The sequence below is a fragment of the Mycobacterium shinjukuense genome (assembly GCF_010730055.1).
GTDB lineage: Bacteria > Actinomycetota > Actinomycetes > Mycobacteriales > Mycobacteriaceae > Mycobacterium > Mycobacterium shinjukuense.
Genome location: NZ_AP022575.1, coordinates 1414181 through 1437545 on the forward strand (window position 1 = coordinate 1414181; position 23365 = coordinate 1437545).

Consider the following 23365-nt stretch of genomic DNA (forward strand, 5'->3'; position numbering starts at 1 on the left):
GGCGCCGGTCAATCAAAGATGGTCGTCCCGACGCCGGCGGGGCTGTAGTCGATGTACACCCGCCGCGCCGCGAAGGGCAGATACCCGGTGTTCATCAGGCCCGAGGAGATGACCGTTGGGCGGTAATCGTTGGTGTTGAACGAGTACAGCAGATCACCGCCACTGGTGTAGACCGAAATGTCGGTGTTCGCCGGCAGGGCTCCGGACCCGATCACATACGACGGGATGGTTCCGGTCACGCCGCCGGAATCGATGATCGAGGGCACGGGGATGGGAGCACCGCCATTGACCGACACGTACAGCGTGGCAATCGGCGCTCCGACAATCTCGACGTCGGGGGCAGGTAGCGGGTTGGGGCCGAACCGCAGCTCACGGTCGGGGAAGTTGATGAGCACGCCCTCACCGAGGTCGCCCGGCAACGCCATGGTCGGAATGCTGGGCCCCGGGCCCACCGCGTTGGGCCCGATCCCCAAAACCCCGTCCACACCGGCGGGATCGAAATAGGCCTCGAACGGGGTCGTCGTCGGATTGGCGAAAAACGCCCTGACATATGCCGAAACGGCGTACTGCGATGTCGGCAACGAGAACAGCACGACGTTCACACTGGTGGGCCCGGTGGCGATGCCGTTGCCGAAATCCACCGTGGTGGTGTAGGAGGCGAAGACATAGACCAGGCCCCCGCTGTAGCCGCTGACACTGAGCTCGGTGGGCAGGCCCATGCGCAATATTCCCGGTAGTCCCCCGACGTCTTTGGGTAAGACGACAAGACCGGCGGATCCGGTATCAACCAGCACCGGCGTGCTCGGTCCGCCGTTGACCGAGGTGTAGACCACCGGATGAGCGCCGTTGATGATCGGCATCGCAACGGTTCTGCCGTCCCCACCCGGGCCACTGACCCCGTGCGGACCCCACAACCAGCCCCCGTGACCTCCAGTGCCGCCAGGGCCACGATTCAACGGGTTCAACACGTCGTCGAGGCCTCCGGCACCACCCCTGCCGCCCGCACCCAACAGGCCCGCGACACCACCGGGTCCGCCGACCGCACCGGGCATACCGGCGACGGTCGACACGCCCCCTTCCCCGCCGGGCCCGGCGTGGCCGAACAGCCAGCCACCGTTACCGCCGGCCCCGCCGGCGGCGTTGGGCCCACCGGCACCCCCCGCGCCCCCATTGCCGATCAACCCCGCCGCGCCGCCGGCCCCCCCGCCGACCCCCGACACCATTGACGAATAGCCGTTGCCGCCGTTGCCATACAACAGCCCGCCGGCCCCGCCGTTCGGCCTGGCGGCCGTCCCGGGTGCGCCGTCGCCGATCAGCGGACGCCCTAACAACGCCTGGGTGGGTGTGTTCACCGCGCCCAGCAGATCGTGCTGCGCCGTCTGCAACTGCGGCGCGATCGCGGCCTCGGTGGCCACATACCATTCGGCCCCGGAATTCAACGCCAGCACGAACTGTTGATGAAACGCGCTGGCCTGGGCGCTGAGCGCCTGATACTCCTTGCCGAACCCGGCAAACAGCGCGGCCACCGCCGCCGACACCTCATCGGCGGCGGCCGCCGCGAGCCCGGTGGTGGGCGCGGCGGCCGCCGCGTTGGCCGCGGTCAGCGCCGAATCGATGTTCGCCAAGGCCGTCGCCGCCGACATCAACGACTCGGGAGCCACGACTAGAAGTGACACGCCGCTCCCTTCACGTCAACCGCCGATCCGTGTGCATTAGCGTATCCAGTTCCTGGTCCGGCATCTCCGTTTTCACGTACCGCTCCCCCGCCGGGTCGTCGCCGGCGGCTCGGGCCGGACCGCGGACGGCACCGCCGACGGCCATATGTCAGCATGTGAGGATGATTGCACGCGGCCTTGCTCACATCGTTGGTGTCGTGGTGGTGACGACGGGGGCGCTGCTGAGCGGGCCCATCGACGGTCCCGCCGCGTCGGCTGACCCATGTTCTGACGTCGCGGTGGTTTTCGCTCGCGGCACCCACCAGGATCCCGGTCTGGGCGATGTCGGCCAGGCATTCGTTGACTCGCTTGGCTCGCAGGTCAAGGGACGGTCGGTCGGGGTCTACGCGGTCAATTACCCCGCCAACGACGACTACCACCGGAGCGCGACCAGCGGCTCCGACGACGCGAGCGCGCACGTTCAGGACATCGTCGCCAGCTGCCCGAACACCAAGATCGTGCTGGGCGGATATTCCCAGGGCGCGACCGTGATCAATTTGTCCACCTCGGCGATGCCGCCCGCGGTGGCCGATCATGTCGCCGCGGTCGCCCTGTTCGGCGAGCCGTCCAGTGGCTTCTCGCGCATGTTGTGGGGCGGCGGGGCGTTGCCGACGACCAGCCCGCCGTACCTCCCCAAGACCATCGATTTGTGTGCTCCCGACGATCCGATCTGCTCCCCGGGCGCGAACATCATGGCGCACGTTTCGTACATACAGTCCGGCATGACAAGCCAAGCAGCGACATTCGCGGCCAACCGGCTCTCCTAGGTCACCGCCCGCGACATCGGGCGGGTGTGGTCCCCGGAAATGCGCGGTCTCAGCAGCTGAACGCGGCCGGGCGGCGCTGCCGGAATGCCGCTGCTGCCTCGACGAAGTCATCCGAGCGCAGCAACACGGTCTGTTCCTGCACCTCATGTTCGAACGCTGGCCCCAACTGAGTGAGGGTGGCGGCATTGATCGCGTACTTGGCCTTGGCGAACGCCGCCGCCGGACCGCTGAGCAACGCCTGGATCACCTTGTCCACCTCACCCTCAAGGTCGGCGGGCGGGTGAACCGCGCTGATCAAACCCCAGGCCAGCGCCTCGGCCGCTGGTAGCCGCTCGTTGAGCAGCGCCAGCCGCATCGCCCGGGCCCGGCCGGCCGCTGCGGCCAGCGTCGCCGACAAACCGCCGTCGGGCACTAGCCCCATCTTGGTGGCGGCGAGGGTGAAAAACGCGTCCTCAGAAGCCAACACGAGGTCGCATGCCAAGGCCAACGAGACACCCAAGCCGGCTGCTGGCCCCTGTACGACGGCAACGACCGGCTGGGGCAGCATGGTAATCGCGCGCACCGCGCGATTGGCCTGCTCGGTGAGGTTGATCGCCGGGCCGACGCCATGCCAGTCGTCGACGATCATGCTCGCCCCGGAACAAAAGCCGCGGCCCTTACCGTCCAGGCGCACCACCTTCACCCGCGGATCGGTGGCAGCGTCCTCCAGCGCATCCGCGATGGCCGTCAGCAGGGGCACCGTCAGCGAGTTGAGCGATTCCGGGCGATCAAGGGTCACCGACAGCACACCCCCGGCCAGGCCCACGGACAGGCCCGCCACCGAAGTCAGCGCGTCGACGTCGACATACGGCATCGTCACCATCCTTACGCAGCGGAGAAACGGTCGCGTTGGCATCTTATACATCGAAGTATCGCATACATTTATGTATCTTGTATAGCCCCTGGAGTGGGCGTGTCGTGTCACGGCCAACACATGGCACGCTTTCTGTTTCGGTGCTTAACCCTTGGTGCGGCGCTCGGTTCGCGGACGGGAGGATGTGCGATCAGCAAGCTCGGCTTCTGGAGCGTCGTCATGCTCGGGATCAACGCCATCATCGGAGCGGGCATCTTCCTGACTCCCGGAGCGGTGATCAAACTCGCCGGACCGCTCGCACCGGTTGCGTACACGCTGGCCGGTCTGTTTGCCGGTCTCATGGCGGTCGTCTTTGCGACGGCGGCGCGGTATGTCACAACGAACGGGGCCTCCTATGCGTATACGACGGCCGCTTTCGGGCCCAGGATCGGCATCTATGTCGGTGTCACCCACGCGATTACGGCCTCCATCGCCTGGGGAGTACTGGCCTCCGTGTTCGTCTCGACGTTTTTGCGGGTGGCCTTCCCAGGGAGGGACTGGGCCGACAGCGACCGGTTACTCGGCGCGAAGACACTGACGTTTCTTGCCTTTATCGGTGTGCTGTTGGCTATCAACCTGTTTGGCAATCGGGCGATCGAGTGGGCGAACGCAACGTCCACGCTCGGAAAGGTGTTTGCGCTCTCGTTCTTTGTCGTCGGCGGGCTGGTCATCATCGTGGTGGGGCACGTGAACAACTATGGAACGTCTCAGGCGGTGTACGAACCGACCCCGTACTGGCTGCTGGGTGTGGTCGAGGGTGGCACAAGCACCGTCTCGAGCCTGGCGCTTGCCACGATCGTCGCGCTGTACGCATTCACCGGGTTCGAGTCGATCGCGAACGCGGCCGAGGAGATGGATGCACCGGAGCGAACCCTCCCGCGGGCCATACCACTGGCATTCGTCGCCGTCGGCGTCATCTACCTGTCGGCGTTGACGGTGGCGATGCTGCTGGGCGCCGACCAGATCGTCGCTTCCCAGGACACGGTGAAGCTGGCCGCGGCCGTCGGAAACGATACCTTTCGAACGATCGTCACGGTTGGCGCCTTGGCGTCGATGTTCGGCATCAACGTGGCCGCCTCGTTCGGCGCTCCCCGGCTCTGGACCGCACTGGCCGACAGGCGTGTTCTGCCGACCAGGTTGTCGCGCAAGAACCGTTTCGGTGTACCGATGGTCGCCTTCGCGATCACGGCGTTCCTGGCGCTCGCCTTTCCGCTGTCGCTTCGGTTCGACATCATCAACCTCACCGGCCTGTCGGTGATCGCCCGATTCGTTCAGTTCATCATCGTGCCGATCGCGCTCATGGCGCTGGCGCGCTCCCGGGCTGCCGAGCATGCGGCGGTAAAACGAAATGCCTTTACCGACAATGTGTTACCGATCGTCGGTGTTTTGGTGTCGATTGGGTTGGCCGTGTCGTTCGACTTTCGCTCGATTTTCTTGTCGGCGGGTAACCCCAACTACTACTCGATTAGCTTGGTCGTCATCACCTTTGCCGTCGTGCCGGCGATCGCCTATCGCCACTACTACACGATCCTGAGGCGTACGGACGACGCGCCGCGGGCTTGTTAGCGCGGTCTGTGCCATCAGACATGCTCGGCGGCGCCCGGACGGGAGCAGACGGTGACCGACGGCGGTCCGAGCCGGGTTGGTGGTGCCAGGACTTCCACCCGCATCCCGGGATCGGCAACGCGGCCAAGGGCTTTGAACGCCGATGGGCTGTAGGCCCGCAAGGCGCTGACGAAGCCGTCGTGCAGGCCCGGCCGCAGCGGGGCCCACGGCAGCAGCAACAGGTGCACCGGTAGTAACAGCGCCGACGACAGCATGAACGAAACGCCGGCCCGAGCACCTGCGGATGATCACCTGGGCACAACTGGAGGGTTTCCCGCTCGCCCAACCGGAGGTGGACGGCCAGCGCGCGCCCGATCGGGGCATCGCCGCCCTGGAACGCGCGCAGGCCGAGGGACATGTCGACCCCACATGGGAGCCGCAGCAGCTGCTGGTCCTCCTCTTTGCGATCGCCTTGAGTTGGGCACACGGGCCCGACCCCGATACGGCAACACCGACGCGGACCTCATCGCCACCCGTCGCGCCGCGGTGGTCGAGGCGGCGGCACGCATCATCAAACGTCCCTGACGTGCCGATCGAGACCGCCGACCGCTACTTCGCGAGGGTGAATTGGTTGACGTCGATGTAGCCGACCCGGAACATCTTGGCGCAGCCGGTCAGGTACTTCAGGTAGCGCTGGTAGACCTCTTCGGATTGAATCCTGATGGCCTCCTCCTGGTGCGCCTGCAGCGCCGCGGCCCACAAGTCGAGCGTCTTGGCGTAGTGCGGCTGCAGCGACTGGCGGCGGGTCAGCTTGAAACCCGCCTTCGCGGACTGCTCCTGCACCATCTCGATCGTCGGCGGGTGGCCGCCCGGGAAGATCTCGGTCTGGATGAACTTGAGGAAACGCGCCAGCCACAACGTAAGCGGCAGGCCGGCGTCGATCATCTGCTGTCTGGTCAACCCGGTGATGGTGTGCAGCAACAGCACGCCGTCGGCCGGCAGGATCTTGTGGGCCAGCGCGAAGAAGTCGGCGTGACGGTCGTGGCCGAAATGCTCGAACGCGCCGATCGACACGATCCGGTCGACCGGCTCGTCGAATTGTTCCCAGCCGTTGAGCAGCACCCTTGTGGTGCGTGGACTGTCCAGCTGGTGTAACAGCGTCTGGACGTGGGCGGCCTGGTTCTTCGACAACGTCAGGCCGATGACGTTGACGTCGTATTTTTCGATCGCGCGGCGCATGGTGGCGCCCCAGCCGCAGCCGACGTCGAGCAGCGTCATGCCCGGTTGCAGGCCCAGCTTGCCCAGCGCCAGGTCGATCTTGGCGATCTGGGCCTCTTCCAACGTCATGTCCTCGCGTTCGAAGTAGGCGCAACTGTAGGTCTGGCTCGGATCCAGGAACAGCCGGAAGAAGTCGTCGGACAAGTCGTAGTGCGCCTGCACGTCCGCGAAATGCGGCGTCAGCTCGTTGGCCATGACTTGATGTTCTGCCTTTCCGGACCGACGACCGCTCCAGGGCACCAAACCGCTCCGAGGATATCCCCGACCGCACCCGGCGCCAATGGCTACCATCATCGCGTGCGCGCCTTGCCTACCCGCAAATCGGTTGATGTTGGTGTCGCGGCGGCCTTGGTGGCAGCCGCTCTTGCCGTCGCTGCCGCCGTGTTACCGCCCGGGACGCCGGGGGCCGCGGGCTCAGCGGCCGCGGCACGGTGTCCGCAGGTGGAGGTCGTGTTCGCTCGCGGCCGATTCGAATCGCCCGGGCCGGGCATACTCGGCACTGCGTTCATCAACGCGCTCGGCGCCAGGGCTGGGGGTAAGAGCCTCGGCAGCTACGCGGTGAAGTACCCCGCCGACTCGGAGATCGACCTCGGCGCCAACGACATGAGCCGCCACATTCAGTACATGGTCAACAACTGCCCGGACACCCGCTTGGTGCTGGGCGGCTACTCGCTCGGTGCCGCGGTCACCGACGTGGTCCTCGCGGTACCGATGTCGGCGTTCGGTTTCGACAGCCCCCTTCCGCCCGGCGCCGACCAACACATCGCGGCCGTGGCGTTGTTCGGCAACGGCAGCCAGTGGGTGGGACCGATTACGAACTTCAACCCGGTGTACAACGACAGGACCATCGAGCTGTGCCACGGTGCCGATCCCGTCTGCAATCCGGCCGACCCGAACACCTGGAAAGAGAATTGGCCACAACATCTCGCCAATGCCTACGTCCAGGCGGGCATGGCCAACCAGGCCGCCGACTTCGTCGCCAGCAAGCTGTGACGCGCCGCTGAGCGAACGGTGCCGTGACGTCGGCGCCGGCCGCATCGACCGAGGTGGCGTAATCGCCACCAAGGCCGCGTGACAAAAAATCAAGATGAATATTGGGGAAACGTCAAGTTCAGGACCGCGTGGCCGGATCGGGCTTGTTGCCGCCGTGGACGCCCCTTTCGTACGGTCTCGGACACGCGAACACATCGACGTGTTCGACCTGGACCCGCGTGTCGCCGAAGGAAACCCCAATGTCGTTCGTCACTGCGTATCCGGAGTTACTGTCTGCGGCCGCCAGCAACCTCCAGTCGATCGGCGCCGCGCTGAGCGTCGGCAACGCGACCGCCGCCGGCCCGACCACCTCGGTGGTTCCGGCGGCCGCCGACGAGGTCTCCGCGCTGACCGCGGCCCGGTTCGCCGCCCATGCCCAGCGGTATCAGGCGCTGAGCGCTCGTGCGGTCGCGATTCACGAGTCGCTGACGGCCACCTTGGCGGCCAGTGCGGGATCATACGCCGCCACCGAGGCGGCAAACGCAGCGGCGGCAAATTAGTAGGTTGATCACATAGGTAGCAAACGTGGATTACGGAGTACTGCCACCCGAGATCAACTCCGCGCGCATGTATGCGGGTCCGGGGTCGGGCTCCTTGCTGGCCGCTGCGGCGGCCTGGACCGGGCTGGCCGCCGATCTGCACGCCGCCGCGGCGGGTTATCGATCGGTGATCTCCGGACTGACCAGCGGTCCGTGGCTGGGACCGGCGTCAGCGGCGCTGGTTTCCGCCGCGGCACCGTATGTGGCCTGGCTGGACAGCAGCGCGGAGCAGGCCGAGTTGGCTGCCAGCCAGGCGGCGGCCGCCGCCGCCGCACACGAGGCCGCGTTCGCGTTGACGGTGCCCCCACCGGTGATCGCGGCAAACCGCGCCCTGCTGGCGTCGTTGATCGCGACGAACATCTTGGGACAAAACACCGCGGCCATTGCGACCACCGAAGCGGAGTACGTCGAGATGTGGGCTCAGGACGCGGCGGCGATGTACGGCTATGCGAGCGCGTCGGCGGCGGCGGCGACGTTGACCGATTTCGAGGAGCCGGCGGAGGTGACCAACCCGGCCGGGCTGGCTGGCCAGGCCGCCGCCGTCGCCGTCGCCGAGGCTAGTTGCGCCCCAACCGGGGCACCGGAGTTGCCGGCGGGCGTGCACTCGGCGGTTACCGGCGCGCTCAAGACGCTGGCCGCGCCCTTCTCCAGCAGCCCGATCGACGACCTCATCGCGCTGTACACCAAGTACTGCGCGCCGTTCATGCCGGCAGCGACGTCAACGGCGCAGAGCACCAACGCGATCGTGGCCCTGGCGGCGTTCATGAAGGGCCTGGCTCCGGCGGCCGCCTCCGCGGTCAAGGCCGCCGAAGGCGCGGCCCAGGCGCTGGGTGCGGCCACCTCCGGGATTGCCGGCAAGGGTGCGGGTGTGGCGGCGAGCCTGGGGCGCGCGCTTCCGCTGGGGGCACTGTCGGTGCCGCCCAGCTGGGCTCCGGTGACCGCCGTGACCAACCCGGCATTGGCGGCGCTGACCAGCGCCGCGGCGGCACCGGCCGCCGCGGACGGAATCCACCCCGTGCCGATGACCCCGTTTGGGCCGATGTTCGGAAGCCTTGGCGGGCGAAATCTCCCGACCTACGGGTTCAAGCCCGCGGTGATGGCCCGACCGCCCGCCGCCGGATAACGGCATCATTCCAGGACGCCCGGCCATGTGCTGACTACAGTGCGGCCCATGGAGGTCGGACCGTTGATCACACCCTATGCCCACCGGTTCGCTGGGCTGCACGCGGGCGTGCACTCGGTTTCGTCGCCGCTGGGTGCGTGGTTGATCCTGGCTCTGGTGGCGCCGGTGGCCCGAGGTGCGGTCCGCGCGGAAATCGAGGAGATCCTCGGTACCGACGCCCGGCGGGCTCGGCGGGCGCTGGACCACCTGATCGCCGACCCACCCGATGCCATTCGGGGCGCGCTGGCGGTCTGGGGCCTGGAAACCATGGGGAGTTGGCCCGGTGGTCTGCCCGCGGGGGTTCACACCGGGCCCGTCCCCACCCAGGCCGACGCCGACGACTGGGCGCGCACTCACTCCGACGGCCTGATCGAGCGGTTCCCGGTCGATGTCACCGGCATGACGGCAGTGTTGGCCAGCGCGCTGGCGACCCGCATCGGCTGGGTTCGGCCCTACGACGTCACCGATGCCGCTGAGCTGAACTCCCCCTGGAGCGCGCAGGTTACCGCGGCGCTGACCCTCAGCGGCGCCGACGGCTATCTCACCGACGTCGCGGAATTAGGCACCGTCGCCGTGCACACCGCGGCCGCCACCGATGCCCTGCAGGTCACCTCGGTGATCGCAAGCAAAGATGCTGGGTTTGAGGCGGTGCTGGCCGCCGCGCACGACATCGCGCGCCGTGCTGCCACCGGCCGCACGGTGCGTCGGCGTGAACTGTCGGACATGCCGCTCGGCGACGGCGAGTTTTGGACGATCACCGAGGATCGCCGGCCCGGCGGCGATCACATCCGCGTGGTGTTACCGGCGTGGCACGCGGCCTCGGACCACGACTTGACCGTCGATGCGGGCCTTGGCTTCGGAGCCGCCGGCCGCGCGCTGGCGATGGCGGCGTCGGTGCCGCCCGAGATCGCGGCCAGGCAGTCCGCGCTGGCCCGCTACGGCCGGTGGGGGTTCGAGGCCGCCGCGGTCACCGCGGTCGCGCTGCGCAGTGCCATGGCGACCTCGCGGCGGTCGCGGTCGGCGACGCTGCGCTTCGGCCACCCCTATGCGGTGGTGGCGGTGGCGCGTGGCCGCCGACGAGACGATCCGTGGGCGGGCGTGCCGGTGTTTGCCGCGTGGGTCGGCGAACCGGCCGAGGTTACCTCGATCCCGGCTGCCGCCATTCGCTGAGCTTGCGCCCCAACGAGTCGGCGGCGTTCGTGGCGGCCCGCCCCACGCCGTCGACAAACCCGCCGAGGCCGTCGCGAATGCCTTTGATCAGCGGGTCGCTGGATTGGTCGAAGCCGTCCTTGTAGTGCCGGGCGGCCGCGCCCAGGTCGTCGGAGAGGGAGGCCTGGTCATCGTCGGCTCGTCGTGGGTAATCGCCCGACATCACCCGGCCGTAGCCGCCGCCATCCACCCACGTGGTCAACGCGGCGGCCCGCAGCACCGAAAACGGGTGGGTCTGCAACTCCAGGTTGAGCAGCTTGAGCAGCCCGTCACGCATGTCGCCCGATTTTTCGTATTCCCGGGCTTGGGCCAAAAACGCTTCCGAGTCCAGCTTGTTCAGCCGGTTGCCGCCGGCGAGCTTCATCGCCACCCGAAGCGCGGTGTCCAGATCCTGACAGCACAGCAGCCCGGCGCGGTCTCCGGACAGTTCCGACTTGCGGTGCCATTCCAGCAATGCCGCCACGATCGCCCGCAACGCCCAGCCACCGACCGGCATGAACCCGAACGACCGCGCCACGCGCAGCAAGTGCATCATCATCGTGCGGTACACCGCGTGACCGGACAGGGCGTGGCCGAGCTCGTGGCCCACCACGAACCGCATCTCGTCGTGTGTCATCAGGTCATACAGCCCCGAGGTGACCACGATGAACGGCCGGTCCATCCCGATCGTGTAGGCATCCGCGATCGGCGACTGGGTGACGAACAGCTCGGGTCTCGCCGGCGCGTCCAGGACGTCGATGCACTCGTTGAGCAGCTCGTCGAGGTCGGCGAATTGGCGTGGTCCGACGCGTGCCGCGCTGGCCAGGTAGAGCAGCCGGTGCTGGCGCTCCCGCAGCATCCCCGACAGCAACTTCAGCACCTGGTCGAAGCCCTTGAGCCGACGCAACGCCGATAGGGCGGTCCGGTCGGCGGGGTGCTCCCACGCGCTCGAGCTGATCCCGGGGAACACGGTGCGGGCGGTGGCGGGTACCTGAGACATGGCGCGCTCCCCTCGATAGAAGCCAACCTTTACACTACGCCAGCGTTACTATTCCCGTAGTGATACGCCGATGGTGGGAGTAATAGGGTGCCACCGAGCAATCAGCAACGGCGCGACAAGCTTGTCGACGCCGCCATTGAGATCGTGGCCGAACACGGCCTGCATGGCCTCTCGCACCGTGCGGTGGACGAGGCGGCCGTGGTACCGCGGGGCACCACGTCCAATTACTTTCGTTCCCGCGAAGCGCTGGTGGCTGCCACGGTTGCGCGCATCGTCGATCTTCACTTCGCGTTGATCGCCGAGCTACGGACCCGGCACGCGGGCAACGGTGTCACCGTCGCCGACTTTCTCGGCGACGTGGTCGAGCACGCCCTGACGCGCTTTCCCGGGCGTTACCTCGCGATGCTCGAGCTGGCGCTGGAGTGCGCCCGAAAGCCCGAATTGCGTCGGGAGCTTGACCGCATTTCCGAAAACGCCATGAGGCTCACGCATGAGGCGCACCGTGTCAACGGCGGCGAACCGTCGCGGCACGACGTGGAGCTGCTCGGCGCGTTCTACCACGGGGTGCTGTTCACCTCGCTGGTCATGCCCCAAACGCTGGGCGGTCGCAGCCCCGGGGAGATCACGCGAACCATGATCGACAAGGTTCTTCGACCCGGCGCCGCCGCGCCACCCCCCATGACTTGTGCATGACCCGGTAGCGCCGGAAAGCCGCGCGGCCAGATCGGCCAGCAGCCGATCCAGGCCGACCGGCCGGCCGCGGTAGCCACGGCGGGTCCCAGCCGCCACCAGGCGGCGGTGGACCCGATTCACCACCCGGCGCGATACACCGTTGGCTGCTATCGTGCCTGGGTTATGCCCGAGATGGATCGTCGCAGCATGCTGCTGTTGGGTATCGGCCTGCTGGCAGCCGCGGCCCCGGCGCCGCGAGCCCGGGCGGATCGGTTTCGCCCGCCCGCCGCGCCGTCGCCCAGTGGCCAATCCGTGACTTACCTGTTCCACGACGAATTCGACGGCCCCGCGGGCTCGGCCCCCGATGCGTCGAAGTGGGCGGTGGCGCGCGCCCGCGAAACGATGAAGGACCCCACGTACTGGGAAAGGCCCGAGAATGTCGGGCAATATCGCGACGATCGGCACAACGTCTTCCTCGATGGCAAGTCCAACCTGGTCATCCGGGCCGCCAAGGATGGCGGCACGTACTACAGCGGCAAACTCCAAGGCCTGTGGCGCGGCGGCGTCGGCCACACCTGGGAAGCCCGAATCAAGCTCGACTGCCTCACCGCCGGTTGCTGGCCCGCCTGGTGGTTGTCCCACGAGGACCGCGGCGAAATCGACATCTTGGAGTGGTACGGCAACGGCAACTGGCCCTCGGCCACTACGGTGCATGCGAAATCAAACGGCTCCGAATGGCAGACGCACCGGATCGCGCTGGACGGTGGGTGGCACACCTGGCGATGCCAATGGGATGAGGCCGGCATCCGGTTCTGGCAGGACTACGTCGACGGCGCCCAACCGTACTTCACGGTTGCGGCGAACTCGCTGCCGGACTGGCCGTTCAACGACCCGGGATACACCATGTCGCCGGTGGTGAACCTTGCGGTTGCCGGTTCCGGCGGGGGCGACCCCGGTCCGGGGTCCTACCCCGCCCAGATGCTCGTCGACTGGGTGCGTGTCTGGTAGTGGCCGCGAAGCCTTCCGGGGAACCTCAGGCCGGGGCGTCGGGGCTGGTGGCGGCACCGAGGTTGCGCGCACCCAGCGCGTGGTCGCCACCCATTGCGGCGGCGCGCAGCCGGCCCTGATACGCCGGGTGGCGCCGCATGTCTTCCAGGAGCTGACGTTCACGCCGCTGGGCTGCCCGCCACACCGGATGCGACTGCAGATCAATCACGGTGGACTCGGATGCCTTTGCCACGTAACGAGGATGCCCAGCAAAGCTGTGATCAAACCGTGTCCTAAGGTGTGAATTTGCCGTGAATATGCGCGCTGCGGGTGCGCGATCGCGGTGACCGCGCGGTCAGCGCACGGCCGCCGTGGCGTCCGGTACGGTGCGCTCGTGCCCGATCGAAACCGTCGCTATCTCCTCCGCCAACGCCCCATCGGACGTATCGGTCCGGATACCTTCGAACTCACCGAGGCGCCGGTCCCCGAAATCGGCGACGGCGAGGCGCTTGTGCGCGTCGACTGGATCTCGCTCGACCCGACCAACCGCGCGTGGATCAACGAAACACCGACGTACCTGCCGCCGGTCGGCATCGGTGAGGTCATGCGGGCGGGCGGGCTCGGCGAGGTCGTCGAGTCGAAGAACCCGAATTATCCGGTCGGGCAGATCGTGCAGGGTCTGGTCGGCTGGCAGGAATACGCGGTCGCCTCGGACGCGATGCCGTTATTCCCGGTTGAGGTCGCCGAGGGTGTCTCGCCCAGCGTCTATCTCGGAGCGTTGGGGATGACGGGGCTCACCGCCTGGGTGGGGATCCGCGATATCGGCAAGCCACAGCCTGGCGAGACGGTTGTCGTCTCCGCCGCGGCCGGCGCGGTCGGGTCGGTCGCCGGCCAGCTGGCCAAGGCCGGCGGCGCCCGCGTCGTCGGGATCGCCGGCGGCCGCGAGAAGTGCGCACTGCTGGTTGACCGGCTCGGCTTCGACGCGGCCGTCGACCACCGCGCCGACGACTGGGCCGCCCAGCTCGCCGCGGCCACGCCGGACGGCATCGACGTCGACTTCGAAAACGTCGGCGGCGACATCATGGACGCGGTCTTCGCGCGTCTGAACGTCCGGGCGCGTGTCGCGCTCTGCGGCCTGATCTCCGGCTACAACTCCGCCGAACCGCCGCCCGGGCCGCGGGCATTCGCCAACCTGCTCATCCAGCGTGTCACGCTGCAGGGCTTCATCGTGCTCGACCACTTCGACCGCGCGCCGGAGGCGATCGGCGAGATCGCGAACCTGATCGCCACGGGCAGGCTCACCCCGCTCGAGACCGTGGTCGAGGGCTTCGAGCAGTTGCCGACCGCCATCAACATGCTGTTCGACGGCACCAACGTCGGCAAGCTCGTGGTCAAAACGTCTGGCTAGGTCGGGGCAAGCCTTTTGCGATCTGATTCGCACCGCGGGCGAGCAGGTACGGATCGAGGGTGCCGGGCATTTCCTCGAGGAAGACCGCGGTGAGCAACTTGCGCAGGAACTGCTGACCCTGACCGGTTAGTCCGGGCACTACAACCCGTCGACGACAAGGACTTTCGAGTCGTCCCGGGGATCGACTCGCACCGGCACCTGGGCGCCGATGTTGATATGCGGGGCCGTCGACAGCTCGACCGCAATGCGCCGCGTGGCCCGATATGGGTCGCGGTCCGGCAGTCGCACCTCCAGCACCAACTCATGCCAGCAACCCAGCACGGTGGTGCCCACCTGTGGACGAATGCCGACAATGGTTGCCACGCCCGCCAGGCCCTCGCGCATCAGCCGCTCTCGTTCGGCGTTGAGCGCGTCGAGTTCGGCGAAGCTTTCGACCGCCCGCCGCTTGTCGGCCCGCGTGACCCGCTGGCCCGCACTGGCTTTCCTCGCTCGCTCGAACCAGCCCATGGGGTGAGCGTACGGGAGCGACGCGGTAGCCGTCGACTTCGTCGGGCAGACCCTTGAGCCGTTGCGGGCCAGGGCTTTCGAACATCAGGCCCGATCCGGCTTGAGAGGGCGTGCACGCTGCGGCGAGTCAACACCTCGCCGGGGCCGGCCAGTGCAGCGATGCGCGCGCGGGGGGGATCGGGCGAGTACCGTAGCCGACATGTTTCGCATGACGGTCCAGGACGTGTTCGTCATCCGCGGTCGTGGTGCGGTGGCGACCGGGCGTGTGGAATATGGCGAGCTGCGCGTCGGCGACGAGGTGAGGATCAACGATGGACCCGGTGTGCGGGTGGACGCTATCGAGGCGTTCCGCAAAAAGCTGGACACCGCCAAGGCCGGCGACCATGTCGGACTGCTCTTCAAAAGGCTCACAAACGGCGATCTTGCCGCTGGAGACGTGATCACATCTGCGGGCTATTTTCTGGCATAGGGAAACGACCCGCTGGCCTTGCGATCCGCTGGCTGGCGCGCAAAAACCGTGCCGCATCCTCGTGAATACCCCGACGAGGATGTTGCGCAGCGCCCCGGCGGTGTTTCGACGACTCAACCGCGGCGGTGTGCCGGTGCCCGCCCTGCTGCTGACGGCTCCCCTGCCGCTGACGTCGCTTCCGCTGCTGTACGCCGGTGGCTCGGTGATCGGTGCCTTGGGCCAGCCGGTCGACGAGGGCGCGGACGTTGCCCGCTGCGGTCGGGCGAGTTGACTGACCGGCGCAATCTCTGCCGGGACCCGTCGCGCCACCCGGGGCGAGCGGCAAAACTGTCGGCGACTATACTTGACTGAGTCCAGAAAACGGCGTCATAGTGGAAGGGTGTCGTCGGTGTCGGATTTCGCCGAGCAGCTGCGGATGGCCGAGCTGCGCGTCACCCGTCCGCGCGTTGCTGTGCTGGAGGCGGTGGACGCGCATCCGCACGCCGACACGGAGACGATTTTCGCAGCGGTTCGCTCCGTCCTGCCCGAGGTGTCCCGGCAGGCCGTCTACGACGTGCTGCACGCCCTGACCTCCGCGGGCTTGGTGCGCAAGATCCAGCCGTTGGGTTCGGTCGCCCGCTACGAGTCCCGGGTCGGCGACAACCACCATCACGTCGTCTGCCGGTCGTGCGGTGTCATCGCCGACGTCGACTGCGCGGTCGGCGAGGCGCCCTGCTTGACCGCTTCGGACCACAACGGCTTCGTGCTGGACGAGGCCGAAGTCATCTATTGGGGCCTGTGCCCCGATTGCTCGACACCAGACACGTCGCGATCACACCCGTGATCACAGCCCAACACACCCACCCCTGGAAGGAATGCCGTGCCTGAGCAACAGCCGCCCATTGCGGAAGCCAACACCGAAGCCGCCGCGAGCGGTTGCCCCGTCGTCGGTCGTATGAAGTACCCCGTCGAGGGTGACGCGAACCAATACTGGTGGCCGAACAAGCTGAATTTGAAGATCCTGCACCAGAACCCGGCGGTCGCCGATCCGATGGGTCCGGAGTACGACTACGCCGCGGAGGTCCAGACGCTCGATGTGGACGCCCTCAAGCGCGACATCGAAGAGGTGATGACCACCTCGCAGCCCTGGTGGCCCGCCGACTACGGCCACTACGGGCCGTTGTTCATCCGGATGGCGTGGCACGCCGCGGGCACCTACCGAATCCACGACGGCCGCGGCGGTGCCGGCGCCGGCATGCAGCGGTTCGCGCCGCTCAACAGCTGGCCCGACAACGCCAGCCTGGACAAGGCGCGCCGGCTGCTGTGGCCGGTGAAGAAGAAGTACGGCAAGAAGCTCTCCTGGGCCGACCTGATCGTCTTCGCCGGCAACTGCGCGCTGGAATCGATGGGCTTCAAGACGTTCGGGTTCGGCTTCGGCCGAGTCGATCAGTGGGAGCCCGACGAGGTCTACTGGGGCAAGGAGACCACCTGGCTCGGCGACGAGCGCTACAGCGGTGAGCGGGATCTGGAGCGCCCGCTGGCCGCGGTGCAGATGGGGCTGATCTACGTGAACCCGGAGGGCCCGAACGGTAACCCGGATCCCATGGCGGCGGCGGTGGACATCCGTGAGACGTTCCGCCGGATGGCGATGAACGATGTCGAAACGGCGGCGCTGATCGTCGGTGGTCACACCTTCGGCAAGACGCATGGCGCCGGCCCCGCCGATCTGGTCGGTCCCGAGCCCGAGGCCGCGCCGATCGAGCAGATGGGCCTGGGCTGGAAGAGCTCGTATGGCACCGGAGTCGGAAAGGACGCGATCACCAGCGGCCTCGAGGTCGTCTGGACGAACACCCCGACGAAGTGGGACAACAGCTTCCTCGAGATCCTGTACGGATATGAGTGGGAGTTGTCGAAGAGTCCCGCCGGTGCCTACCAGTACGTCGCGAAGGGCGGCGCGGGCGCGGGCACCATCCCTGACCCCTTCGACCCGTCGAAGAAGCGTGCCCCGACGATGTTGACCACCGACCTGTCGCTGCGGGTTGACCCGATCTATGAGCGGATCACCCGGCGCTGGCTGGAGCATCCCGAGGAACTGGCCGACGAGTTCGCCAAGGCCTGGTACAAGCTGATCCACCGCGACATGGGGCCCATCGTCCGCTACCTCGGACCGCTGGTCCCCAAGGAGACCATGCCGTGGCAGGACCCGGTCCCGCCGGTCACCCACGATCTGGTCGGAGAGGCCGACATCGCCACCCTCAAGAGCCAGATCCTGGCTTCGGGTTTGACGGTCTCACAGCTGGTTTCGACCGCGTGGGCGGCGGCGTCGTCGTTCCGCGGCAGCGACAAGCGCGGCGGTGCCAACGGCGGCCGCATCCGGCTGCAGCCGCAAGCTGGGTGGGAGGTCAACCAACCCGACGAGCTTGCTCGGGTGATTCGCACCCTGGAAGGGATCCAGGAGTCGTTCAACTCCGCCGCGACCGGCAACACCAGGGTGTCGTTTGCCGATCTCGTCGTGCTCGGCGGCGCCGCCGCCGTGGAGCAGGCCGCCAAGAACGCCGGCTACGACATCACGGTGCCGTTCGCACCGGGCCGCACGGACGCGTCGCAGGAGCAAACCGACGTGGAATCCTTCGCGGTGCTCGAGCCCAAGGCCGACGGCTTCCGCAACTACCTCGGAAAGGGCAACCCGTTGCCCGCCGAGTACATGCTGCTCGACAAGGCCAACCTGCTGCGGCTCAGCGCGCCGGAGATGACGGTACTGGTTGGTGGGCTGCGTGTGCTGGGCGCGAACTACCAGCAGTCACCGCTGGGCGTCTTCACTGAGGCTTCCGCGACCCGCGGGGTCGCGTTGACCAACGACTTCTTCGTGAACCTGCTCGACATGAACATCGAGTGGGAGCCGTCGGCCGCCGATGACGGCACCTATGTCGGCAAGGATCGCGCCACCGGCGAGGTGAAATGGACCGGTAGCCGAGTGGACCTGATTTTCGGGGCGAACTCGGAGTTGCGTGCCCTGGCCGAGGTCTACGGCGCCGATGACGCACAGCAGAAGTTCGTCGAGGACTTCGTCGCCGCGTGGAACAAGGTGATGAACGCCGACCGGTTCGATCTGGCCAGCCGGTGATCGATCGCTGAAAACCGTTGGTCCACAACAGCATACGGCACTCCGCGAGCCGACGCCGCTCGCGGGGTGCCGGCTGTTGTCGGGGCGAACGGGCGGGTGATACCCACCGAAAAGGTCCCCTCCCCCGACCAGCTGCGCGGACATTGGCCGGTGGTCAACCGCATTCCCGGCATCCCGATCCATGTGGTCGTGGGCGGTGTGCACCTGGTGGGGTGATGGAGCGCATCATCGGTGACACGGCGGCGGCGCTGGCGCCGTTCGGGATCGGCCATATCATTGCCCGGGCACTGCACCGGATGGCGCGCGGTGCGCGCGCTCGCCGACGCCTACGGCGACCGGGTGAGCCAATCCGCGGTGGGAACCAGGCACCGCTTTGCGGCGGGGTGAGTCGATTCCCGCGCCGCCGAATGGCTGCGCACATGAAATGGCCCGCCCGTCCCGGTAGGCTTCGGGCTTATGCGCTCCCAGCCATCCGCACGTGGTGCGGCACGATGTGCCGCCGCCGGGCTGATCCTCACGGGCTGGGTGGGGCTTGCGGGCGCGGCCGGCGCCGATCCGCAGCCGACGCCACCGCCCGCACCGAAGACCACCATCGACCACGACGGCACGTACGCGGTCGGGACCGACATCGCGCCCGGCACGTACAGCACCGCGGGACCCGTCGGCAACGGCACCTGCTACTGGAAGCGGATGGGCAACCCGGACGGGGCCCTGCTGGACAACGCCATGAGCAAGAAGCCGCAGGTGGTGCAGATCGAGGCGAGCGACAAGGCGTTCAAGACGCACGGTTGCCAGCCCTGGCAATACACCGGCGGTGACGGCACCGCACCCGCTGAGCCGCCCGGACCCGCGGCAGGTGCGCAACTGCAGACCAATCTCGACATCCTCAACGGATTGCTCGGTCCGATCGGCGAGCGAGTGCCTCAGCCCTGACGGGCTTGGGCTACCGTCCAGCTGTGACCATCGGGGTGCGACGGGCCGTGGTCGTTGGTGCCGGCGTCAGTGGGCTGACCTCGGCCGTGTGCCTGGCCGAAGCGGGTTTCCCGGTTACCGTATGGACGGCCGCGATGCCGCGGCACACGACCTCGGCGGTGGCCGGTGCGGTCTGGGGGCCACGACCGCTCGAGCCGGCCGCCAAGACGCCGGGGTGGACGGAGCGGTCACTGCGCGAGTTTCGCGAGCTGGCCAAGGACCCCGGCAGCGGGGTGCGCATGGCACCGGCGCTGAGCGTGGGCGATCGCACCGAGGACGGCGCGCCGCCCGCCGGAATGGAGTTGCTCCCGGACCTGCGCCCGGCTGACGCGGCCGACATTCCTGAGGGCTTCGACGCCGGGTTTGTGGCCACCATGCCGATGATTGACATGCCCCGCTACCTCGACTACCTGACCGAACGACTGGCCGCGGCCGGCGGTGACATCGAACTGCACCCGGTGCGGTCGCTGGCGGAGGTCGCCGATGTCGCCCCGATCGTGGTCAACTGCGCTGGCCTGGGCGCACGCGAGCTGGCCGGGGACGACACGGTATGGCCGCGGTTCGGCCAACACGTCGTGCTCACCAATCCCGGTCTGGACCGACTGTTCATGGACCGCACCGGCGGCCCGGAATGGGTCTGCTACTTCCCCCACCCGCGGCGCGTGGTCTGCGGCGGCATCGGCATCCCGGGCAGGTGGGACACCACCCCGGAGCCGGAGGTGACCGAGCGCATCCTGCGACGCTGCCGCCGGATTCAACCACGGCTGGCCGAGGCATCGGTGATCGAGACGATCACCGGGCTGCGTCCGGAACGGCCATCGGTGCGGGTGGAAGCCGAGCCGATCGGACGGGCGCGGTGCGTGCACAACTACGGCCACGGTGGTGATGGCGTCACCTTGTCGTGGGGTTGCGCGCGGGAGGTGGTTCGCCTTGTCAGCGCGGGCTGAGGGGTCGGCGCGCCGCCTTGCCCCGGGCCGCGCGCTACCCGCCGGACGGCGGCGACAGCGCGGTTTCGACCGTGGTGTACAGCGGGATCAGGCGGCGCAGTCCGCACGCGGCGATGGTGCGGGCCACGATCGGTTGGCTGCTGACCAGGCGCAGGCTCACGCCGCGGCGGCGACACCGCACCGCCTCCTGCGCCAACACGGCGTACGCGCAGGAACCCATGAAATCGATCTCCCGGACGTCGATGACGAATGGGCCGGGCGCAATGGCGATGGCGGCGCTTCTGCTCACCAACCGCTGCCAGATCGTCGCGTTGCTGGCATCGATGTCGCCGCCCACCTGCACCACCACCGCCGAACCGGTGCATTGGGTCACCGCCCGGAGCCCGCTGTGCGGGTCGCTAAGCTGTGAACTCAGCCGCGCGCTCGCGGGACCGGGAAATGATCCGACCGCGACTGTGTTCATCTTCTGCCGTTTCCCGTCGTCGTGTGCCGTCAAGGAATGCCCTCCAATGGGGGAAGGCGAGAGGGGTGTCGTCGTCCTACCGTTGAGCCGGGTCGTCGTTGGGCATGTGCTAGCGGGCAACCGTGGTGTGCAGTCTTGGTAAGCATATGTGCAACATGGGCTGACAACCTAGGATGTCGCACGCGAAATTTCGCCGGCGCTGGCCGGCCGCCGGGCCGCTGGTCACTCCCGGGTGAGTCGCCGGACGTCACGAATCAGCAGCGACAGCAGCCAGCTCACGATCGACAACAGGATCGCCGCCCAAATCGCGGTCCACCAGAAATGGTCGATCTGCAGCCCCCAGTGCGTGGTGTTTTCGGTGATGCGAGCGGTGATCCACAGCATGAACGCGTTGACGACGATGTGGAACAGGCCGAGGGTCAGCAGGTACAGCGGGATCGACAGAATCTGCACGATCGGCTTGATGATCGCGTTGACCACACCGAAGAGCAGCGCGACCACGAAGATTATCCCGATCCGCTGGACCGTGTTGTCGCCACCAACAAAGCGCATCCCGTGGACAAATTGAGTGACCACCCACAACGCGAAGCCGGTCAGTGCCGCGCGCACCAAAAACGCCACCATGCGCTGATCCTGCCATGACGGTGGCGCTGATTGGGCATACGCGCCGCGACAGGCCGACTGCCCCGCCTCGCGGCGCGCCACCGCGTGCTGCACGATGCAGACGTGACAACACAGCGGTTGACCAGTGACCAGAAAAACTCGTTCCTCGCGGCGTTCTTGGGCTGGACGATGGACGCGTTCGACTACTTCCTCGTGGTGGTGGTCTACGCCGACATCGCAAAGACTTTCCACCACACCAAGACCGAAGTCGCCTTCCTGACCACCGCTACCCTGGCGATGCGGCCCGTGGGAGCGCTGCTGTTCGGGCTGTGGGCCGACCGGGTGGGGCGGCGAGTCCCGCTGATGGTGGACGTGACGTTCTATTCGACGGTCGGGTTTCTGTGTGCGTTCGCCCCCAACTTCACCGTGTTGGTGATCCTGCGACTGCTGTACGGCATCGGTATGGGCGGTGAGTGGGGGCTGGGTGCCGCGCTGGCCATGGAGAAGGTGCCCCGCGGGCGGCGGGGATTTTTCTCCGGGCTGTTGCAGGAGGGTTACGCGGTCGGCTATTTGCTGGCCACGGTGGCATCGCTGGTGGTGATGAACTGGCTGAACCTGTCGTGGCGCTGGTTGTTCGGCTTGTCCATCGTTCCGGCTGTGATCAGCCTGATCATCCGATATCGGGTGAAGGAATCCGAGGTATGGGAAGCCGCACAAGATCGCCTGAGGGTCACCAAGACCAGCATCCGAGACGTGTTGCGCGACGGCGCGATTGTCCGCCGGTTTTGCTACCTGATGCTGCTGATGACCGCCTTCAACTGGATGAGCCACGGTACTCAGGATGTCTACCCGACGTTTCTGACCGCGACCAGTGACCACGGTGCCGGCCTGCACAGTGTGACCGCCAGATGGATCGTGGTGGGCTACAACGTCGGCGCAATCATCGGCGGGCTGGTCTTCGGCACGCTGTCACAGCGTTTCAGCCGCCGCTACACCATCGTCTTTTGCGCGGTCTTGGGACTGCCGATCGTGCCGCTGCTCTCCTACTCCCGCACCGCCGCGATGTTGTGCCTAGGTTCGTTCTTGATGCAGGTCTGTGTGCAGGGCGCGTGGGGGGTGATCCCGGCGCATCTGACCGAGCTGTCGCCGGACGCGATCCGCGGCTTCTACCCCGGCGTCACCTACCAGCTCGGTAACCTGCTGGCCGCGTTCAACCTGCCCATTCAGGAACGTCTGGCCGAATCCCAAGGCTATCCCTTCGCGTTGGCCGCGACGACCGTGCCGGTGCTGCTCGCGGTCGCAACACTGACGGCGGTTGGCAAGGACGCCACCGGAATCCGCTTCGGCACCGCCGAAAGTGCTTTGCTCCCAGGGAAATTGACGTGATCTCGGCGGCGTCGGTGGCCGTCGTGGCGTCAGATGTCGAGGTCCAGCGGATGGCTCCACCGCAGTCGGTTGAATCGTGCGAAGCCGCGGTCCGCGCTGAGCCAGGTCGCATTGTTCTCCAGCGCGTAGGCGGCCAAATATGCGTCGGCGATGTCATTACCGCGGGCGTCGATGTCGTCAGCTAGCTGCCGAAACAATCCCCAGTGACGCTGTCCTGGCCGAAGTTGCATGGCTGCGGGCGCAGCAAGCAAGCCCTCGACCGCCCGCCACGCCTCGGTCGGGCTCGTCGGCGCGGCGAAGATCCGGCGGTTGGTCATTACCCGCACGAAGCCGGCAAGTGCCAGGTCGGGTAGGCCCAGCGGCTGGTCGCCATTGGCCAGGTGCTCAAGCAGCCGCCGATAGTGCGAATGTTCGGGAAGGTCCGCCCGGTGCGCATACACGACAACGTTGACGTCAACGCAAAGCATCGACCGGTGCGCCTTCGTCCATTGCCTCGGCGATTGCGGCGTTGGACGACAGATCCACCCCGGGTCGAAGCCCTCCGCTACCGGTCGCCCGGAGCGTGTAGCGACCTCCAGCACGTTGGTCAGACGGGTTGAGACCACGGCGCACCGCGTCTTCCAGGACCGCCGCCACGGTGCGCCCCGAACGAGCGGCCCGCATCTTCACTTCGCGGTAGAGCTCGTCATCGATTCGGATCGTCGTGCGCACTGTGACATCATAGCATCAC

28 protein-coding genes and 2 pseudogenes are annotated in these 23365 nt (G+C 67.4%); 18 read left to right on the forward strand and 12 right to left on the reverse strand.

The features are described 5' to 3' along the window. Window positions 1-8: 8 nt before the first annotated feature. Window positions 9-1676, reverse strand: a complete 1668-nt coding sequence (locus G6N20_RS06270) for a PecA family PE domain-processing aspartic protease (RefSeq protein ID WP_163662848.1) — start codon at window positions 1674-1676, stop codon at window positions 9-11. A 161-nt stretch (window positions 1677-1837) separates the two neighbouring features. Here G6N20_RS06270 and G6N20_RS06275 point away from each other — a divergent pair, with 161 nt between their 5' ends. Continuing rightward, a complete protein-coding gene (locus tag G6N20_RS06275; RefSeq protein ID WP_083049107.1) occupies window positions 1838-2482 on the forward strand; it encodes a cutinase family protein in 645 nt (214 codons plus the stop codon). A 49-nt stretch (window positions 2483-2531) separates the two neighbouring features. On the opposite strand, the gene G6N20_RS06280 is transcribed toward G6N20_RS06275, so the two are convergent. Further along, window positions 2532-3335: an enoyl-CoA hydratase-related protein gene (locus G6N20_RS06280; RefSeq protein ID WP_083049138.1), complete on the reverse strand. Its 804-nt coding sequence runs from the start codon at window positions 3333-3335 to the stop codon at window positions 2532-2534. A 120-nt stretch (window positions 3336-3455) separates the two neighbouring features. Between G6N20_RS06280 and G6N20_RS06285 the strand changes: the two genes are divergently transcribed. Then, complete coding sequence (locus G6N20_RS06285) at window positions 3456-4940, forward strand: APC family permease (protein ID WP_083049104.1); 1485 nt, start codon at window positions 3456-3458, stop codon at window positions 4938-4940. A 14-nt stretch (window positions 4941-4954) separates the two neighbouring features. On the opposite strand, the pseudogene G6N20_RS06290 reads toward G6N20_RS06285, so the two are convergent. Then, a pseudogene (locus G6N20_RS06290) lies at window positions 4955-5203 on the reverse strand (SAM-dependent methyltransferase); the annotation flags it as partial. 20 nt (window positions 5204-5223) lie between these two features. Between G6N20_RS06290 and G6N20_RS06295 the strand changes: the two are divergent. Further along, entirely contained in the window at window positions 5224-5565 is a 342-nt protein-coding gene (locus G6N20_RS06295) for a hypothetical protein (RefSeq protein ID WP_232065446.1), read from the forward strand. Here G6N20_RS06295 and mmaA2 read toward each other — a convergent pair. Further along, entirely contained in the window at window positions 5529-6392 is an 864-nt protein-coding gene (mmaA2, locus tag G6N20_RS06300) for a cyclopropane mycolic acid synthase MmaA2 (protein WP_083049100.1), read from the reverse strand. The genes G6N20_RS06295 and mmaA2 overlap by 37 nt on opposite strands. A 102-nt stretch (window positions 6393-6494) precedes the next feature. On the opposite strand from mmaA2, the gene G6N20_RS06305 reads away from it, so the two are divergent. The 4 genes from G6N20_RS06305 to G6N20_RS06320 all read left to right on the forward strand — a co-directional run bounded on the left by G6N20_RS06305 (window position 6495) and on the right by G6N20_RS06320 (window position 10100). Beyond that, window positions 6495-7190: a cutinase family protein gene (locus G6N20_RS06305; RefSeq protein ID WP_232065447.1), complete on the forward strand. Its 696-nt coding sequence runs from the start codon at window positions 6495-6497 to the stop codon at window positions 7188-7190. 239 nt (window positions 7191-7429) lie between these two features. Then, window positions 7430-7729 carry a PE family protein gene (locus tag G6N20_RS06310; RefSeq protein WP_083049096.1) on the forward strand — a complete coding sequence of 100 codons (300 nt, stop codon included), beginning with the start codon at window positions 7430-7432 and terminating at the stop codon, window positions 7727-7729. Between the two features lie 67 nt (window positions 7730-7796). Then, on the forward strand, window positions 7797-8891 hold the full coding sequence (locus tag G6N20_RS06315; protein ID WP_269474194.1) for a PPE family protein: 1095 nt from the start codon (window positions 7797-7799) through the stop codon (window positions 8889-8891). A gap of 48 nt (window positions 8892-8939) precedes the next feature. After that, window positions 8940-10100 carry a hypothetical protein gene (locus tag G6N20_RS06320; RefSeq protein WP_083049090.1) on the forward strand — a complete coding sequence of 387 codons (1161 nt, stop codon included), beginning with the start codon at window positions 8940-8942 and terminating at the stop codon, window positions 10098-10100. Here G6N20_RS06320 and G6N20_RS06325 read toward each other — a convergent pair. Further along, the gene (locus G6N20_RS06325) at window positions 10069-11118 is read right to left on the reverse strand and encodes a M48 family metallopeptidase (RefSeq protein WP_083049087.1); all 1050 of its coding nucleotides are present in this window, start codon (window positions 11116-11118) and stop codon (window positions 10069-10071) included. The genes G6N20_RS06320 and G6N20_RS06325 overlap by 32 nt on opposite strands. 87 nt (window positions 11119-11205) lie before the next feature. On the opposite strand from G6N20_RS06325, the gene G6N20_RS06330 reads away from it, so the two are divergent. Next, on the forward strand, window positions 11206-11811 hold the full coding sequence (locus G6N20_RS06330; protein ID WP_083049085.1) for a TetR/AcrR family transcriptional regulator: 606 nt from the start codon (window positions 11206-11208) through the stop codon (window positions 11809-11811). Between the two features lie 162 nt (window positions 11812-11973). Beyond that, complete coding sequence (locus G6N20_RS06335; RefSeq protein ID WP_083049082.1) at window positions 11974-12798, forward strand: glycoside hydrolase family 16 protein; 825 nt, start codon at window positions 11974-11976, stop codon at window positions 12796-12798. A gap of 25 nt (window positions 12799-12823) precedes the next feature. Here the strand turns inward: G6N20_RS06335 and G6N20_RS06340 are convergent, their stop codons facing one another. Continuing rightward, on the reverse strand, window positions 12824-13030 hold the full coding sequence (locus G6N20_RS06340) for a hypothetical protein (RefSeq protein ID WP_083049079.1): 207 nt from the start codon (window positions 13028-13030) through the stop codon (window positions 12824-12826). A gap of 141 nt (window positions 13031-13171) precedes the next feature. On the opposite strand from G6N20_RS06340, the gene G6N20_RS06345 reads away from it, so the two are divergent. Then, complete coding sequence (locus G6N20_RS06345) at window positions 13172-14185, forward strand: NADP-dependent oxidoreductase (RefSeq protein WP_083049135.1); 1014 nt, start codon at window positions 13172-13174, stop codon at window positions 14183-14185. Here the strand turns inward: G6N20_RS06345 and G6N20_RS06350 are convergent. Together G6N20_RS06350 and G6N20_RS06355 are read right to left on the reverse strand one after the other, a co-directional pair. Continuing rightward, complete coding sequence (locus G6N20_RS06350; RefSeq protein ID WP_158084764.1) at window positions 14169-14324, reverse strand: hypothetical protein; 156 nt, start codon at window positions 14322-14324, stop codon at window positions 14169-14171. The two genes, G6N20_RS06345 and G6N20_RS06350, sit on opposite strands and share 17 nt — an antisense overlap. Beyond that, window positions 14324-14692, reverse strand: coding sequence for a hypothetical protein (locus tag G6N20_RS06355; RefSeq protein WP_083049077.1), 369 nt, complete (start codon window positions 14690-14692; stop codon window positions 14324-14326). The genes G6N20_RS06350 and G6N20_RS06355 overlap by 1 nt, the downstream gene beginning before the upstream one ends. Before the next feature lie 199 nt (window positions 14693-14891). Between G6N20_RS06355 and G6N20_RS06360 the strand changes: the two genes are divergently transcribed. From G6N20_RS06360 to G6N20_RS06390, 7 genes and pseudogenes are all read left to right on the forward strand, one after another. Further along, window positions 14892-15161: an EF-Tu/IF-2/RF-3 family GTPase gene (locus G6N20_RS06360; RefSeq protein WP_083049074.1), complete on the forward strand. Its 270-nt coding sequence runs from the start codon at window positions 14892-14894 to the stop codon at window positions 15159-15161. 91 nt (window positions 15162-15252) lie between these two features. Further along, window positions 15253-15375, forward strand: a pseudogene (locus G6N20_RS21060) (hypothetical protein); the annotation flags it as partial. A 165-nt stretch (window positions 15376-15540) separates the two neighbouring features. Further along, complete coding sequence (locus G6N20_RS06370) at window positions 15541-15984, forward strand: Fur family transcriptional regulator (protein WP_083049069.1); 444 nt, start codon at window positions 15541-15543, stop codon at window positions 15982-15984. Between the two features lie 36 nt (window positions 15985-16020). Further along, entirely contained in the window at window positions 16021-18264 is a 2244-nt protein-coding gene (katG, locus tag G6N20_RS06375; RefSeq protein ID WP_083049066.1) for a catalase/peroxidase HPI, read from the forward strand. 66 nt (window positions 18265-18330) lie between these two features. Then, the gene (locus tag G6N20_RS06380; RefSeq protein ID WP_158084763.1) at window positions 18331-18480 is read left to right on the forward strand and encodes a hypothetical protein; all 150 of its coding nucleotides are present in this window, start codon (window positions 18331-18333) and stop codon (window positions 18478-18480) included. A gap of 240 nt (window positions 18481-18720) precedes the next feature. After that, window positions 18721-19197 carry a hypothetical protein gene (locus tag G6N20_RS06385; protein ID WP_083049064.1) on the forward strand — a complete coding sequence of 159 codons (477 nt, stop codon included), beginning with the start codon at window positions 18721-18723 and terminating at the stop codon, window positions 19195-19197. Window positions 19198-19220: 23 nt separating this feature from the next. Continuing rightward, complete coding sequence (locus G6N20_RS06390) at window positions 19221-20183, forward strand: FAD-dependent oxidoreductase (RefSeq protein WP_083049061.1); 963 nt, start codon at window positions 19221-19223, stop codon at window positions 20181-20183. Window positions 20184-20217: 34 nt separating this feature from the next. On the opposite strand, the gene G6N20_RS06395 is transcribed toward G6N20_RS06390, so the two are convergent. Next, window positions 20218-20646, reverse strand: a complete 429-nt coding sequence (locus tag G6N20_RS06395; protein WP_083049059.1) for an anti-sigma factor antagonist — start codon at window positions 20644-20646, stop codon at window positions 20218-20220. Between the two features lie 222 nt (window positions 20647-20868). Further along, on the reverse strand, window positions 20869-21270 hold the full coding sequence (locus G6N20_RS06400; RefSeq protein WP_083049057.1) for a phage holin family protein: 402 nt from the start codon (window positions 21268-21270) through the stop codon (window positions 20869-20871). A 102-nt stretch (window positions 21271-21372) separates the two neighbouring features. Here G6N20_RS06400 and G6N20_RS06405 point away from each other — a divergent pair, with 102 nt between their 5' ends. Further along, window positions 21373-22635, forward strand: coding sequence for an MFS transporter (locus G6N20_RS06405; protein WP_142272062.1), 1263 nt, complete (start codon window positions 21373-21375; stop codon window positions 22633-22635). 29 nt (window positions 22636-22664) lie between these two features. Here G6N20_RS06405 and G6N20_RS06410 read toward each other — a convergent pair whose 3' ends face one another. Next, window positions 22665-23102, reverse strand: a complete 438-nt coding sequence (locus G6N20_RS06410) for a type II toxin-antitoxin system VapC family toxin (protein WP_083049054.1) — start codon at window positions 23100-23102, stop codon at window positions 22665-22667. Then, a complete protein-coding gene (locus tag G6N20_RS06415) occupies window positions 23089-23346 on the reverse strand; it encodes a ribbon-helix-helix domain-containing protein (protein ID WP_083049052.1) in 258 nt (85 codons plus the stop codon). The genes G6N20_RS06410 and G6N20_RS06415 overlap by 14 nt, the downstream gene beginning before the upstream one ends. Window positions 23347-23365 lie beyond the last annotated feature (19 nt).